A 13992-nucleotide genomic window follows, 5' to 3' on the forward strand; every position below is an offset into this window, starting at 1 on the left:
AACTGACTTCGGCGGCTCAGGCCGCCTCCATTGCTCCAACGACGATGCCTCTCGTCGCAGGGATCCTCTCCTACGTCTTCCTGAAGGAACAACAGGGGTGGATCCGGTGGACTGGATATGCCGCGATCCTCGCCGGACTGGTTTGCCTCACCGGAGCCGTCACGACGCAGGCCCCGCCCAGTCCAGCCGGCGTTGCGGCGCTGGCCGCGGCAGGCGGCATGTGGGCGGTCTATACGTTGCTGTTTCGCCGTAGCGGCCTGTCGTCGATCCAGGCGGCGGCGCTCATCTGCATCTGGTCGGCGATTGTCTTCTTGCCAGCCTATATCCTGTTCGGCCTCAGCCATCTCGGGCAGGCATCCACAAGCGAGATAGCGCTCCAGTTATTTTACCAGGGTGTGTTGATGGGTGCGGTCGCGCTCGTCACCTTCAATAGAGCGGTTTCGCTGTTGGGCGCCTCGGCGGCGACGGCCATGATCGCTCTCGTTCCCGCTGTCGCATCGCTGCTTGCCATCCCGGCCCTAGGCGAAACGCCGTCGTTCGTCGAAGGCATTGCAATAGCAGTCGTCGTTGTGGGCGTCCTGCTGGCGGCCAGCCGACCATCGTCTGCAACACTGTCAATTCAACCGCAGGAGAGATCATGATCCGCTTCTACTTCCATCCCACGCCGAACCCGGCCAAGATAGCCCTGTTCCTTGAGGAGGCAGGGGTTCCATACGAAACCGTGCCCGTTGACACCAGCAGGGGTGAACAGCACGCTCCGGCGTTCCGCGCGATCAATCCAAATGGCAAGGTGCCAGCCATTGTTGACACGGACGGTCCGGGAGGCAAGGAATCTCGAGTTTTCGATTCCACTGCGATCCTGATCTACCTTGCCGAGAAAACCGGCAAGTTTCTCGGCAGGTCGGAGGATCGGCCTGAACTGCTGTCCTGGCTGCTTTTCCTCGGCACGGGCCTTGGACCTTTTTCGGGACAGGCCGTGCATTTCCAGTTCTCCGCACCGGAGGGCCAGGAATACGCGACCAATCGCTATCGCCGCGAGGCCGAGCGCCACTATCAGGTTCTGAACAATCATCTTGAGGGGAGGGACTGGATCATAGGCGACAGCTACACGATCGCCGACATGTCCGCCTGGGGCTGGCTCGATCGCGCCTCCCGTGTACGCAAAGGGGCGGAAGACCCGCTGGCGGCCTTTCCCAACCTCAAGCGACTGTTCAAGGCTGTCGATGCACGGCCTGCCGCCTCCAGAGCGCGAGAAGTCGGCAAGGACCACGCCTTCAAGAAAGTGAACGACGAGGAGACAAAGCGCGCGCTGTTCCCGTCGAATTATCCTCCGGCGGCCTAAGCTGGCCATTGAGACGTCACAGGAGCGACCATGACGAATACCGCAGAGTACACGCCGCCGAAAGTCTGGACCTGGGAGAAGGGCAATGGTGGTCAGTTCGCCAGTATCAATCGCCCGATTTCCGGTTCCACCCATGATAAGGAGCTGCCCATCGGCAAGCATCCCTTCCAGCTCTATTCGCTGGGCACGCCGAACGGCCAGAAAGTCACTATCATGTTCGAGGAACTGCTCGAGGCCGGTCACAAGGGCGCCGAATATGACGCCTGGCTGATCAAGATCGGCGACGGCGACCAGTTCGGCTCCGGATTCGTCGAGGTCAATCCGAACTCCAAGATCCCTGCGCTGATGGACCGCTCCGGCCCGACGCCGATCCGCATCTTCGAATCCGGCGCGATTCTGATGCACCTGGCGGAAAAATTCGGCAGCGCCTTCCTGCCGACGGAACAGCCGATGCGCGCCGAAACGCTATCCTGGCTGTTCTGGCAGATGGGCTCGGCCCCGTTCCTCGGCGGCGGCTTCGGCCATTTCTATGCCTATGCGCCGGAGAAGATCAAATACGCCATTGACCGGTACGCGATGGAGGTGAAACGCCAGCTCGATGTTCTCGACCGGCGCCTTGCCGACAACGAATATGTTGCCGGTTCGGAATATACCATCGCCGACATCGCGATCTGGCCCTGGTATGGCGGGCTGGTGAAGGGCTGGCAGTATGGCGACGCGGCGCAGTTTCTCTCCACGCATGAATACACGCACGTGAATCGCTGGGCCGAACAGATCTTTGTCCGCCCGGCGGTGACGCGCGGCCGCAAGGTCAACCGGACTTCGGGCGAGCCGTCGAGCCAACTCCACGAACGCCACAACGCGTCCGACTTCGAGAACAGGACACAGGATAAGCTTGAAGGAGCACGCTCGTGAACATTGCTGGCAAACGCATTCTGATCACTGGCGGATCGAGCGGCATCGGACTGGCCCTCGCTCACGCGCTTCTAGCCAAGGGCGCGAGGGTAGCCGTAACCGGCCGCCGCGCCAATATGGTCGCGGACGCGGTCACCGAGCTGAAGGCAGATGACCGTGAGGTTCACGGCGTCGTCGCCGACATCGCCACGCCGGAAGGCCGCGCTACAACGTTGGAAGGAGCGTTGCAAAAGCTCGGCGGCCTGGACATCCTCGTCAACAATGCGGGTGGGGTTCGGGCTGGACGCCTTGAGAACACGCCCGAAGCCGAACTGCAGGCGATGATCGATGTCGATCTCGTAGCGCCGATCATGTTGACCCGGGCGGCGCTGCCAGTCCTGCGGGAAGGCGGCGATGCCGTGATTGTCAACATCTCCTCCGGGATAGCGCTCGTCGGTGCACCGTTCTATGCGACCTATGCCGCGGTGAAAGCCGGGCTTGCCAACTTCGGCGAGGCGTTGCGGCGCGAACTGAAGGGTGAGGGCATCCACGTGATGACCGTCTATCCGGGTGGCACCGATACGCCCATGATGAAATCGAACCGCGCCGGACCCGATCTAGGCTTTTCGCGCGAGCCGGCTTCCGCCGTCGCCGATGCGATCGTTGCCGGCATCGAAGCCCGGGCGTTCGAAGTAATCCGCGGCGGCGAGACACGTGCGCAGATGATCGCGCTCAACCGCGAAAACCCGGCCGCAGTCGACGAACGCTTTCTCGGGTTGAAGCGGGCGTTGGAAGAAGCGGTGAAGGACCACTCGGCGCTTTGAGCGCCAAAAAAATTTAACAAGGAGTGCAATTATGATGCTGCAGAATGGCGACGTCTTTCCCTCATTCATCTTTGGTCGCGCTGGCGGCGGCGAAATCCACTTGCCCGGAGATCTGGCGGGCGGGTTCGGTGTTATCCTGTTCCACCGTGGTTCCTGGTGTCCATACTGCAACGCCCAGCTCTCCGAATTTGCGCGAGCGGCGGACAAGTTCGCCGAGGACGGGATCAGGGTCGTCTCAGTATCGACGGACGATCGGGAAAAATCGGAGGCGCTCGTCGACAAGCACAAGCTAGGGTTTCCGGTCGGCTACAGCGCGGATGCACGAGCAGTTTCCGCAGCCACCGGCGCCTTCGTCAATGAGAATCCGCTAGCCCTCCAAGCGACCGGGTTCGTCATCGATCCAGAGGGCCGGATCGTGACAGCTGTCTACTCGACCCGCGCGATCGGTCGCCTTATGCCCGCCGATGTTCTGAATTTTGTACGTCACTTCAAGTCCCTGGCAGGCAACTAAAAAAACGGTTGATCTGTCGCCGTGGAGCACGGTCAACGATTACTTCCGACGATGGGGCTGGGACGGGGCGCTCGAGCGCATCCATCACGCGCTCTATGTTGCGTGTCGTGAGGCAGCGGGCCGGGAGGCCAGTCCCACGGCGGCGATCATTGACAGCCAGAGCGTCAAGGGCGCCGAAAAAGGGGGCGCTCGGTCGATCCGCCAGGCTACGACGCCGGCAAGAAGATCAAAGGTAAGAAGTTGCACGTCCTGGTCGACACACAGGGCCTGTTGATGCAGGCCATCGTGCACGCCGCCGACGTGCAGGATCGCGACGGCGGTGTGTTGCTGATGGGCGCGCTGTTCGGCCTCTATCCGTTTCTGCTCAAGCTCTACGCCGACAGCGGTTAGCAGGGACCAAAATTCCGCGACGGCCTCGCCGCCGCCTGTGCCCAGATCAACGTCGAGGTCGTCAAACGCTCGGACGTGCACAGGTTCGTCATCCTGCCTCGACGATGGATCGTCGAGCGCACCATCGCCTGGCTCAACCGTTGCCGCCGATTGGCAAAGGACTGGGAGTACCTCAACCGCACCGGCCTCACCTTCCTGCGCTGGGCCACCGTTCGCCTCATGCTCCGAAAGCTATGCAAAAACACGAATTGATCCCGGATGGACTCTAAGCGATCAAGCACGATCCATAGCGCTTTGTTCAATTCGCCTTGGGGCGCGGCACTGCACACGATTCTTGTCGTCCCACGCCTCAAGCTCATCGACCCGGTAGAGAACCGCTTTGCCGATCTTTACGAACGACGGCCCGATTTTCATCGCACGCCAATTCCGAAGTGTGCCAACGGAAACGCTGCCACGATAGCGTTCGGCTACTTCTTCTGGTGTGAGGAATGTGGTCTGTGACATATGCCCTCCTTCTTCAAGAAAACCTGCCGTCGGTCATTGTGGACGATGATCAGCGCACTGGCGTTGAGTGCCAGGCCCCGCCGCAGCACTTCCCGGGGATAGACCGGGGCATGATCAACCGCGCCTATGGCAAGACATTCGTCCGAGATGAGCCGGTTCTTCCGGTCGAGATAGAGGACATGGAAGCGCTCGACATCACCCCGGATGGCCAGCGCGCAATAGTCCAGAACCGCCTGCCATGTGGATAGAACCGGATTCTGGTTGAGATGGCGCAGCAGGATCTGGCGCGCCTCATAGACAACGGCCTGCTCCTGCGCTGAAAACTGGCACGGCTGCGGATTGATGGCGAGTTTCCTCATGTGTCGCGTCATGGCCGTGGTTCCCGACGGGCAGCCGGCCCGGCGCCGGAACTTTCACCACGTCACGACGAGAGACGCCGCCCTCTACCTTGCGATCGAGCGGCGCAAAAGCGCAAAGCCAGACAGCCGGATCTCAGGCTTTCCGGCGTTCTGTATCGGCGGGATTCAAGGTCCGTGCACGGAAGCGAGCGGACAGGATTTGCTCGGCTGCGCGAATGCTGCCAGCCATGCGCGCCGCTTCAGCCCAGACCGAGATCGGGAATATGCCGGTGAAGAGCACGTCCCGTTCGATCCCCATGCCGAAGGGGAGCCGGATCGCCTCCAGTTCACCGAAGCACCAGCTGCCGAGTTCAGGATAGCCGATGTCGGCGAGGCCAAACATGATGTCGCCGTCCTCATCCAACTCGCTCGCGAGCCAGACGCCCGCGCCAAAGGGATTGTAGAATTTGACGACGGGGACGTGATCCACATCGCTCTGCCGGCCATTGGCGAGGAGCTGCGCGCGCTGTGTGCGTGTCAGGAGGATCATGCCGCAGCCCTCCGCTCGATGAGATTATCGCGCGGTTCGGCATGCTCCTCGTCGGGCAGATGTGCGAGCAGCCAATCGGCTGCCTTGCTGGCCTGGGAAGCGGCTCGGACGATGGCGCGATTGTCCTCGCGCAGCACTTCGAGCCAGGAACCGATATAATCGGCATGGCGCGCGGTCGGCACAATGCCGAGCGAGGCGCAACAGAAAGCCGCGTTCATCTCGGCCACCAGTTCTTCGAAGGCGTATTTCCTGGTTCCGAAGCTGCCCGAGAAATCCCGCCCCAACCGCGAAGCATGGCCTGTCGCGTGACCCATCTCGTGCAGGGCCGTCCTGTGCCAATTGATCGGCTCGAAATAGGCAGCCGGCGGCGGCACCTGGACGCAGTCGAGCGACGGGACATAGAAGGCACGATCGCCGCCGATGCGGACGTCGATGCCGGTTGCGCCGATCAGTGCCTCGACTCTCGGCTCGATCATGCCGGGCGGCGGTGGTGGCGCTTCAACGGCAATGTCCTCGGGCAAACCCTCGCATTGCGCCGCGTTGAACACGGTAAAGCGCTTCAGGAAGTGAATGCTGCCTGCTTCTTCGCCTGTTTCCCTGGCGCGGCGTTTCTCGTCCTCGGGGGTGAAACGGTCGGCATAGACCACGGTGGTGCCGCGCTCGCCCTTGCGGACATTGCCGCCGAGCGACAGGGCCTGGCGGAAGGTGAGCCAATGTTGGGTCGGATAGCCGTATTGGACCACGGCGCCCCAGAGGATCAGGACGTTGATCCCGGAATACTGCCGCGCCGTCGCGGTGTTCCTCGGCATGGCCAGCGGTGCTTTCGCCGCCGCCGTCCCCCAGGGCTGGACCCAGGGCAGCCGCCCGTCCTCCAGCTCGCCGATGATCTTGTTGGTGATGTCGTCGTAGAGATTGCTGCGGGCGCCGCCTGCGCGCGCGCTGTCCTGTCTGGCCATCGGAATGTCTCCGCGACGGGCGCCGGAGGCCACTCCTCCAACCCTCAACCCGTCACGGAAAACCCGTCTGCACTCTCACTCTCGGGGCGTTGCGGGGCGCCCCCGCAGAAGGGGTCGGCCGAGACTATGGCTCGTCCGCAGGGGAAGGCTTTCCCCTCAAGTCTTTGCCAGTCTCGGTGCGCTCACGGGCGGATGCTTTATGCCCCTCTGGTTTCAAGCCAGGCGCGAAGATGACTGATCGATCTCGTGCTGCGCTGGAGGTGCCCCTCTCTGCGTGCTGTGTCAGTTTGGCCTAAGCGATATCTGAAGCTCCGATAATTCTTGGATAAAGTCGTCGTCCATACCCGAGAAGAGGCTAATCAATTCATCTTGGCGCGGTTGGCCAAAGGCCAGCCGGTAAGTGGCCAGAGATGTGATGAGATCCTTGTAGCGTTCCTTCTCGCGGCTGAAGGGAGGAATGAGGACGACCCGCTCAATCTTGTGATTACCTGGGTAGACCCAGAACGGAATGATGTCTCCCGAGCGGCCCTTTGAAACCTCATCAGCTTGCGCTGCCTCAAACATGGAGACCCATGGTGATTGCCTGCTCTGCGCAGCGAGAGGAGTGGCCGAAAAAGCAGCGACGACATTGCGCCGAACAGCATGGTTTTTGTAACGATGGACCCGTCCTTCACGCTGCTCGATATCAACAGGGTTCCTCGGGAGGTTCCAATGCACAATCCGAGAGCAGTAGGGATGAAAATCCAATCCTTCCTGTCCAATCGACGTGGAAGCGAGAACAAATGGCCGAAACGGCGACTTGAAAGCTGCCTGGACCACGGATGTTCGGCGTACACCCTTTTCTTCCTCGGCTTTTGTTGCAAAACGCATGGCGAAACGGGCGCGCACTTCGAATGTCTGATCATACAGACGACCCGCTTTTGTCGACCAGTGGTCCAACGTGATCTGGGCAGGGCGCAAGGCGACCACAGCAATCACGTTTGATGCAATGATCTTCGCGCGATCCTGCGGGGCTAATTTTTCGGCGCGCTCGCTTTCCAGGACGAGCTGAAGGTATTCGTCCAAAACCGCCGGAAGGTCGTTTCGCGCGGCGTGCTCTATGATATCGCGCCAATAATTGAGAGGCGAGGTTTCAGCGAGCAATGCGCGGGTTTCGGGTTGATTGTATAGGCTGCGAAAACCGAGCGCGATCCCGATTGATGCACTGATCAATACGGGGTCGTCTGTGGCGATCTCCGGGCAAAGTCGCGAAAGTGCACGCAGCGCACATACCGCAGGCGAGCCAAGCGCAAGGCTGGCGAGCTTTTCGATCACTGTGTCAGGGTCGACATCGCCCTGATGCTCGTCAGTTTGGAGTGCATCGCGAAGTGTGGCGATGGTCCGAGACATCGCTCCATGTTCGTCGTGCCCATCATGGTCAACGACGCCGACATTCGACCATTTCACTTCGCGCTCGAGCGTCCTGTCCAGCGCAAGTGCGAGGAGCCGGTCACTTGTTTGAGCGAATTCTGCGATGGCGTCCACCGCAAGCTGTTCACGCAGAACCATGCAGGCTTGAGCGTGCAAATTTTCGTAGCTTTCAGCGCGGCCGAACCGCCGCTCCAAAGCGAGAGGATCAACAAGCTCTGCCAACGACGGCGACGGGTAGAGCATCGGCATAAGCTCATCGACGCCAATCGGCCTGCTGGTCCGGCTGACAAGATCCGGCGACATACCCATTCGGCGACTCGCCTCATGCGAAAGCAAAGCCGCGATCGCATCCGGCACCATCGACCAATCTGAGAAGACTAATGCCTTTGTGGCCGACCTTGGCGTGCCGAATGAGGGACGCGATGGCGGGATCCAGAGCGATCGATCACGCCTGACCGGGGAAGCCGAGCTGGATGACAGCTCCCCAGAGGATCAGGATATTGATGCCGGAATAGATCCTGCCGGTTGAAGCATTTCTCGGCAGGCCCAGCGGGGCGGTATCGGGCGACGCACCCCAGGGCTGGACCCAGGGTAGCCGGCCTTGCTCCAGCTCGGCGATGATCTTGTTGGTGATGTCGGCGTAAAGGTTGCTGCGTCCGCCACCTTGCGCGGGGCTGCGATCGTGTCTGGCCATCGGGATGATCTCCGCGACGGGCGCCGGAAGTCTCTTCTCCAGCCCTCAACCCGTCACGGAAAACCTGTCCGCACTCTCACTCTGAAGGGGGCGTTGCGGGGTCTCCCCGCAGACGGGGTAGGCAGAGACTAAGGCTCGGCCGCAGGGGAAGGCTTTCCCCTATCCGGACTTCCTTGAAAACTGTCAGAAACTTGCGTATATTTCCAACAGGAGAACGGCGATGACACGGCTGACCGAACAGATTCTGGCCCATGCGACGGGACTTCCCGAAGGGATGCCCGTGTCCGCCAAGGGCCTGCTCCACCTCGGAAACCGGGCGGCCGTGGATCAGGCATTGTCGCGTCTGTCCGAGCGCGGGCAGCTCATCCGCGCCGGTCGTGGCGTCTATCTGCGCCCCATCGCCAGTCGGTTTGGCACGCGCGCACCTTCGGTCGAGCAGGCTGTCGAGGCCCTCGCGACCCAAAAAGGGGAGATCATCGTCTCGAACGGCGCCGCCGCAGCCAACGCGCTTGGCTTGACGACGCAGGTGCCCGTCCGCTCGGTCTATCTGACCTCCGGGCGCAGCCGAAAGATGCACCTCGGCAAGCAGGTCGTCGAATTGCGGCACGCGCCGCGCTGGCAACTGGCCCTGGCCAACCGCCCGGCGGGGGAGGCCGTGCGGGCGCTGGCCTGGCTCGGCCCCGAAAGGGCGGAGGCCGCGCTCACGACATTGAAACGGAAGATGCCGCCCGGCGTGTTCGGCGAACTGGTCGCCGCCGCGCCGCAGTTTCCGACATGGCTCGCACAGAGCGTCGGAAAGGCGGCCTATGGCTGACGTCTTTCTCCAGCTTTCGGCCGAGGATCGGCGTGACGCGTTGGGCGTCGTCGCCGACCGTTCGGGTCGTCCCACCCATCTTCTCGAAAAGGATGTGTGGGTGGTGTGGGCGCTGGCGACCCTCTACGCGGCACCGCTCGGCGAGCATCTGGTGTTCAAGGGCGGCACGTCGCTGTCGAAAGCCTATCAGGTCATTCGCCGGTTTTCGGAGGACGTGGATCTGACCTACGACATTCGGGCGATTGCGCCCGATCTGGTTGGGGACAATGGCGAGGGTCTGCCGAAGACACGAAGCGAGGAAAAGCGCTGGTCCAGCGAGGTCCGTCGGCGGTTACCGGCATGGGTCGCGGAAACCGTGCAGCCTGTGATCGAGACCGCACTGGCCGCCGAAGGTCTGGCGGCGGCCGTCCGCGTCGAGGATGAGAAGCTCTTCATCGACTATGAGGCGACCGCAGCCGGGTCCGGCTATGTGGCTCCAAGCGTCATGCTGGAGTTCGGCGCGCGCTCGACGGGCGAACCCGCGAACTTGCGCGACGTCGTCTGCGACGCGACCGGCCTGATCGAGGGGCTGCTCTTCCCGACGGCGCGGCCGCGCGTCACCGCGGCCGCGCAGCGACGATACCGCGGTGGTCGATTTGTGGTTCCACGAAGAAGGTCGAGCCGCCGACATTCGATTCTCTCCGGCCGATACCGCTGGAGGGGAGCCGATGGCAGTAAACGAAGCGTCAGACGATGACATCTTCTGACAATCTGGAGACCCTGGCGCAGACGCTGGAGGCCACGGGAGACTACCGGGTCGTCCGGCGTCTCAAGCCGCGCCCTCGCATCGTTCCTCCGCCAGGCACGCCGCTGCGCCTTGGCCTGGTGGTCGATGTGGAGACCACGGGGCTCGACCATCAGCGCGACGAGATCATCGAACTCGCCATGACACCATTCAACTATGGCTTGGATGGCACCATTTTCAGCGTGGGCGACAGCTTCCAAGGGCTGCGTCAGCCGAGCAAGCCTATCGCCCCGGAAATCACCGCGATCACGGGCATCACCAACGAGATGGTGGCCGGCCAGATTGTTGATCCCGCAGCGGTAGCCTCATTCGCAGCGCCGGCTTCGCTCGTCATCGCGCACAATGCGGCGTTCGACCGCCGCTTCCTCGAACGATTCAACGACGTATTCTCGACGAAGCCGTGGGCATGCTCGCTCAGCCAGATCGATTGGGCAGCAGAGGGGTTCGAGGGCACGAAACTCGCCTATCTCGCTCAGGCCGCCGGCTTCTTCTACGACCGCCACCGCGCGATGCACGACTGTCTTGCTACGGTCGAGTTGTTGGCGATGTGGCTGCCCCGATCTGGCGCTACAGGTCTCAGCCGTCTCCTGGACGGCGCTCGTACCGTTTCTTGGCGAATCTGGGCGGAGAACGCGCCCTTTGACCTCAAGGATGTCCTTAAAGCGCGGGGGTACCGCTGGAACGGCGATCCCGGCCCGCAGCCGCGCGCCTGGTACATTGACGTTCCCGAGGCTCAGTGCGAGGCCGAACTACGGTTCTTGAGAACGGAAATCTATCGGTATGAGGTCGATCCCCCGGTTCGGCGGATCGATGCCTATGATCGGTTTTCAGACCGGATCTGAGTACCGTCGAAGGCCGGGCTATTGCATGCCCTCCGGCGCTTGCCGACACTTCTTGGCAAGCGTGGCGCAGACGAACCTGTCCCGTTTCGTCATGTTGGCACGCTTTTCCACTATGTGGTGCTTAGCGGTCATGGTTCTTGCAGTTGGCATCCTGCAACGCGTGGTTCTGGAGGCGGAAGCGGATTTCCTTCGGGATCCTCGCCTTGCCGGCGACCGTCTTGAATGTCCGGCGCAGGTCCTTGCCTCAAATTTAGCAAGGAAGACGTCCACGAAACATCGGGCCATTCACCTTCCAGCCTCACGGAGCGACGCAGCAATATCGCTGATCGAGCGAAACAGGACCAGCCCATCATCTCTGGCAGGCTCAAATCCTCGGCGCTGCCAGAATTCGGCAGCCTCCCCGTCGACGGCGTTGACCATCAATGCCCGCCCACCGATCAGCGATGCGGCCTGAACGCAGCGTTGGAGGGCGTGCTTCACAAGGCCAGTTCCGATGCCCAACCTGGCCGAGCCGATATCGGTCGCGAGCTGGCCAAGCAGCATGCAGGGAATTGGATTAGGCGGCTGCCCCGTCCGAATGGAGCGCGGTAGCACCGATGGCACAACGGCTGTTGGTGCAAGGCCGTAATATCCCACCACACGCCCTGCCTCATGCACGACGAGAACGGCGGTAAAGCCCTTCTGCTGATTGGAGAGCGCGCGGGTCTTCAGCCAGTGGTCGAGCGTCGGCTTGCCACAGGAAAACTGGGAAACATCGTGGGCGGCGGAAAGCAGCTCGGGTCCTGAAAGCAGCAAGGGATTACCGCTTCGCCGCGTGGCCGGGCTCCCACGGCGCAGGCCGCTTCAGCACTTCAACCATCTCCGGAACAGGAGCGGCCGGGCGCGACAGCACATCCATGAACTGAGCAAAGCCTTCCGGGCTCATCCGGATCAGGCCCTGCTCCATGACGACCTCCTCGGCCGCGCGCACAGCGGCATCTCGCACGAAATCGGTGCGCGAGCGGCCGCGCAGGCTGGCGGCGCGATCGATCATGGCAACATCCGCTTCGGGCAGACGCATCGAGATCGGATATTCCTTGCGTTCGGCAGTGTTGCCCATGGCGAGTCTCCTTAGTCGGAAGATAGCGCCTTGTATCTCTAATTACAATACGATAAAGCCTCATTTGCAAGCAACAGCTTCCGAGGGACCAGCAACGAGGCAAAAGATGACGGCGACATCGAGCGATTCCGACAGGTCATTTTACTCTGCCATGGCACGCCATGTTACGCCGCCGCACGCCATAACGCGCATTGGCACACTGAACGCCGCCAAATGTTCGCCCGCAAATTTCGTTGCTAATGCCGGGCATGGGACGAATGCTGTCAGTTATGACCTTGCGAGCCCCACAAAACACAGCAAAGATGACAGTAGCCGAGCGCGAAGCGCTGCTCGAATCTTTGCTGCTGGACGCGCCGGAGTTGACGTTTACGCCGTGCGGCAGTCCCGACCCTCGCCTTCTGCGTCTGGTCGGCATCCTGGCAAAGCAGGCGGCACGGGAATGCTTTGCAGAGGAAGTGAAGTTGTCCAGGCACAGGAGGAAGCGCACCTCCTGATGCGGATGGGAGCAATGTTTTGAAAGTCGCGATCTACGCCCGTTATTCTTCTGACAATCAACGCGACGCTTCCATCGCCGACCAGCTTCGCATGTGCCGCCTCCATGCCGAAAAGCAGGGCTGGCACGTCATCGAAGAATATACGGACCACGCGATTTCAGGAGCATCCCTGATCCGTCCGGGCATCCAGGCCCTGATGACCGACGCCATGAGCGGCCGGTTCGACGTGATCCTCTCTGAGGCGATGGATCGCCTCTCGCGTGATCAGGAAGACATCGCCGGCATCTTCAAACGTATGTCCTATGCGGATGTGAAGATGTTCACCTTGTCTGAAGGCGAGGTCAGCCATCTGCATGTCGGTCTGAAGGGCACGATGAATGCCCTCTTCCTTAAAGATCTTGCTGACAAGACCCGCCGCGGCCAGCGCGGCCGTGTCGAGGCTGGCAAATCGGGTGGCGGCAATTCCTATGGCTACGATGTGGTCAAGAAGCTGGACGCCAATGGCGAACCCATTCGCGGCGACCGCACCATCAACGAAGACCAGGCCGCCGTCGTTCTCCGCATCTTCCGCGACTACGCCGCCGGTAAGTCGGCAAAGACCATCGCTTTTGCACTGAACAAGGACGGCATTCCGGCCCCTTCGGGCGGCGACTGGGGTTTCAGCACGATCAACGGCAACCCGAAGCGTGGCAACGGCATCCTCAATAATGAGATGTATGTCGGCAAGATCGTCTGGAACCGTCAGCGCTTCGTAAAGGACCCGAACACCGGAAAGCGGCAGGCGCGCCCCAACCCGGAATCGGAATGGGTCATCCAGGAGACGCCAGAGCTCCGGATCCTCGACGACGATCTCTGGAATGCTGTGAAGGCACGGCAGGAGAAGAACAAGCTCACCCGCGACGATAACGGCAACACAGATGTCCGCACCGTCAATCACCGGCGGCGTCCCAAATACCTCTTCTCGGGCCTAACCAAATGTTCATGCTGTGGTGGCGGGTACTCCGCGATCTCGGCAACGCTGATCGGATGCTCGACAGCTCGCAACAAAGGCACCTGCGACAACCGGGTCAATATCCGCCGCGACGAGTTGGAATCGCGCGTGCTGAATGCGCTGCGCACCCGACTCGTTGACCCTGAGCTGTTTACCCATTTCTGCGAGGTATTCACGCAAGAGATGAACCGCCTGCGGATGGAAGGCCGCGCCGGTATTGCCTCAGCCGAAGCCGAGATCGCGAAGATTGATCGGGAACTGACGAAGCTGCTGACTGCAATTAAATCCGGCGGGCCGATTGAAGCGATCGTGGAAGACATGAAGCAGCTTGAAGCCCGTAAGGCGGAACTGAAGCACTTCCTCGCCGAAGCGGAGGAGCCGCCGCCCCTGCTCCACCCGAGCATGGCGCTGCAATATCGCAGGCGCATCCAGCAGCTCTACGAGTCGCTTCAGGATGAAGAAGAGGGCAAGCGGGTAGAGGCAGCCGACACAATTCGCTCGTTGGTGGATCAGATCGTGCTGACGCCTGTTGAGGGTGACCTGCCACGGGCTTTT

The 13992-nt window shown here is 61.5% G+C and carries 15 protein-coding genes and 3 pseudogenes; 10 read left to right on the forward strand and 8 right to left on the reverse strand.

Going from position 1 to position 13992, the window contains the following annotated elements:
- From ACERNI_RS16340 to ACERNI_RS16365, 6 genes and pseudogenes are all read left to right on the forward strand, one after another.
- Positions 1–641: EamA family transporter (locus ACERNI_RS16340; RefSeq protein WP_448834320.1), on the forward strand; the 641-nt coding region annotated here is incomplete at its 5' end.
- Complete coding sequence (locus ACERNI_RS16345; RefSeq protein ID WP_219436530.1) at positions 638–1342, forward strand: glutathione S-transferase family protein; 705 nt, start codon at positions 638–640, stop codon at positions 1340–1342. The genes ACERNI_RS16340 and ACERNI_RS16345, both read left to right, overlap by 4 nt.
- Positions 1343–1372: 30 nt before the next feature.
- Entirely contained in the window at positions 1373–2257 is an 885-nt protein-coding gene (gene yghU, locus ACERNI_RS16350; protein ID WP_219436529.1) for a glutathione-dependent disulfide-bond oxidoreductase, read from the forward strand.
- Entirely contained in the window at positions 2254–3060 is an 807-nt protein-coding gene (locus ACERNI_RS16355) for an SDR family NAD(P)-dependent oxidoreductase (RefSeq protein ID WP_219436528.1), read from the forward strand. The genes yghU and ACERNI_RS16355 overlap by 4 nt, the downstream gene beginning before the upstream one ends.
- A gap of 31 nt (positions 3061–3091) precedes the next feature.
- On the forward strand, positions 3092–3571 hold the full coding sequence (locus ACERNI_RS16360; RefSeq protein ID WP_257898343.1) for a peroxiredoxin family protein: 480 nt from the start codon (positions 3092–3094) through the stop codon (positions 3569–3571).
- Positions 3534–4213, forward strand: a pseudogene (locus ACERNI_RS16365) (IS5 family transposase); the annotation flags it as partial. The gene ACERNI_RS16360 and the pseudogene ACERNI_RS16365, both read left to right, overlap by 38 nt.
- A 21-nt stretch (positions 4214–4234) precedes the next feature.
- Here ACERNI_RS16365 and ACERNI_RS16370 read toward each other — a convergent pair.
- The 6 genes and pseudogenes from ACERNI_RS16370 to ACERNI_RS16395 form a co-directional block, all read right to left on the reverse strand.
- On the reverse strand, positions 4235–4465 hold the full coding sequence (locus ACERNI_RS16370; RefSeq protein ID WP_219436526.1) for a helix-turn-helix transcriptional regulator: 231 nt from the start codon (positions 4463–4465) through the stop codon (positions 4235–4237).
- Positions 4429–4824: a JAB domain-containing protein gene (locus ACERNI_RS16375; protein ID WP_257898342.1), complete on the reverse strand. Its 396-nt coding sequence runs from the start codon at positions 4822–4824 to the stop codon at positions 4429–4431. The genes ACERNI_RS16370 and ACERNI_RS16375 overlap by 37 nt, the downstream gene beginning before the upstream one ends.
- 133 nt (positions 4825–4957) lie before the next feature.
- The gene (locus tag ACERNI_RS16380) at positions 4958–5353 is read right to left on the reverse strand and encodes a DUF2958 domain-containing protein (protein ID WP_219436524.1); all 396 of its coding nucleotides are present in this window, start codon (positions 5351–5353) and stop codon (positions 4958–4960) included.
- Positions 5350–6309, reverse strand: coding sequence for an ArdC family protein (locus ACERNI_RS16385; protein WP_448834321.1), 960 nt, complete (start codon positions 6307–6309; stop codon positions 5350–5352). The genes ACERNI_RS16380 and ACERNI_RS16385 overlap by 4 nt, the downstream gene beginning before the upstream one ends.
- Before the next feature lie 282 nt (positions 6310–6591).
- Entirely contained in the window at positions 6592–8028 is a 1437-nt protein-coding gene (locus ACERNI_RS16390; protein ID WP_448834322.1) for a C-terminal helicase domain-containing protein, read from the reverse strand.
- 139 nt (positions 8029–8167) lie between these two features.
- Positions 8168–8413, reverse strand: a pseudogene (locus ACERNI_RS16395) (ArdC-like ssDNA-binding domain-containing protein); the annotation flags it as partial.
- 220 nt (positions 8414–8633) lie between these two features.
- Here ACERNI_RS16395 and ACERNI_RS16400 point away from each other — a divergent pair.
- The 3 genes and pseudogenes from ACERNI_RS16400 (at position 8634) to ACERNI_RS16410 (ending at position 10853) form a co-directional block, all read left to right on the forward strand.
- Positions 8634–9227 (forward strand): DUF6088 family protein, encoded by a 594-nt coding sequence (locus ACERNI_RS16400; protein ID WP_024898646.1) that lies wholly within the window; start codon positions 8634–8636, stop codon positions 9225–9227.
- Positions 9220–9864, forward strand: a pseudogene (locus tag ACERNI_RS16405) (nucleotidyl transferase AbiEii/AbiGii toxin family protein); the annotation flags it as partial. The gene ACERNI_RS16400 and the pseudogene ACERNI_RS16405, both read left to right, overlap by 8 nt.
- A gap of 95 nt (positions 9865–9959) precedes the next feature.
- Positions 9960–10853, forward strand: a complete 894-nt coding sequence (locus ACERNI_RS16410; protein WP_448834323.1) for a 3'-5' exonuclease — start codon at positions 9960–9962, stop codon at positions 10851–10853.
- A gap of 285 nt (positions 10854–11138) precedes the next feature.
- Here the strand turns inward: ACERNI_RS16410 and ACERNI_RS16415 are convergent, their stop codons facing one another.
- Complete coding sequence (locus ACERNI_RS16415; RefSeq protein WP_272791007.1) at positions 11139–11648, reverse strand: GNAT family N-acetyltransferase; 510 nt, start codon at positions 11646–11648, stop codon at positions 11139–11141.
- A 4-nt stretch (positions 11649–11652) separates the two neighbouring features.
- On the reverse strand, positions 11653–11952 hold the full coding sequence (locus ACERNI_RS16420) for a type II toxin-antitoxin system TacA family antitoxin (RefSeq protein WP_272791008.1): 300 nt from the start codon (positions 11950–11952) through the stop codon (positions 11653–11655).
- A gap of 513 nt (positions 11953–12465) precedes the next feature.
- Here ACERNI_RS16420 and ACERNI_RS16425 point away from each other — a divergent pair.
- Positions 12466–13992: recombinase family protein (locus tag ACERNI_RS16425; protein ID WP_448834324.1), on the forward strand; the 1527-nt coding region annotated here is incomplete at its 3' end.

This window comes from Camelimonas sp. ID_303_24 (assembly GCF_053543495.1).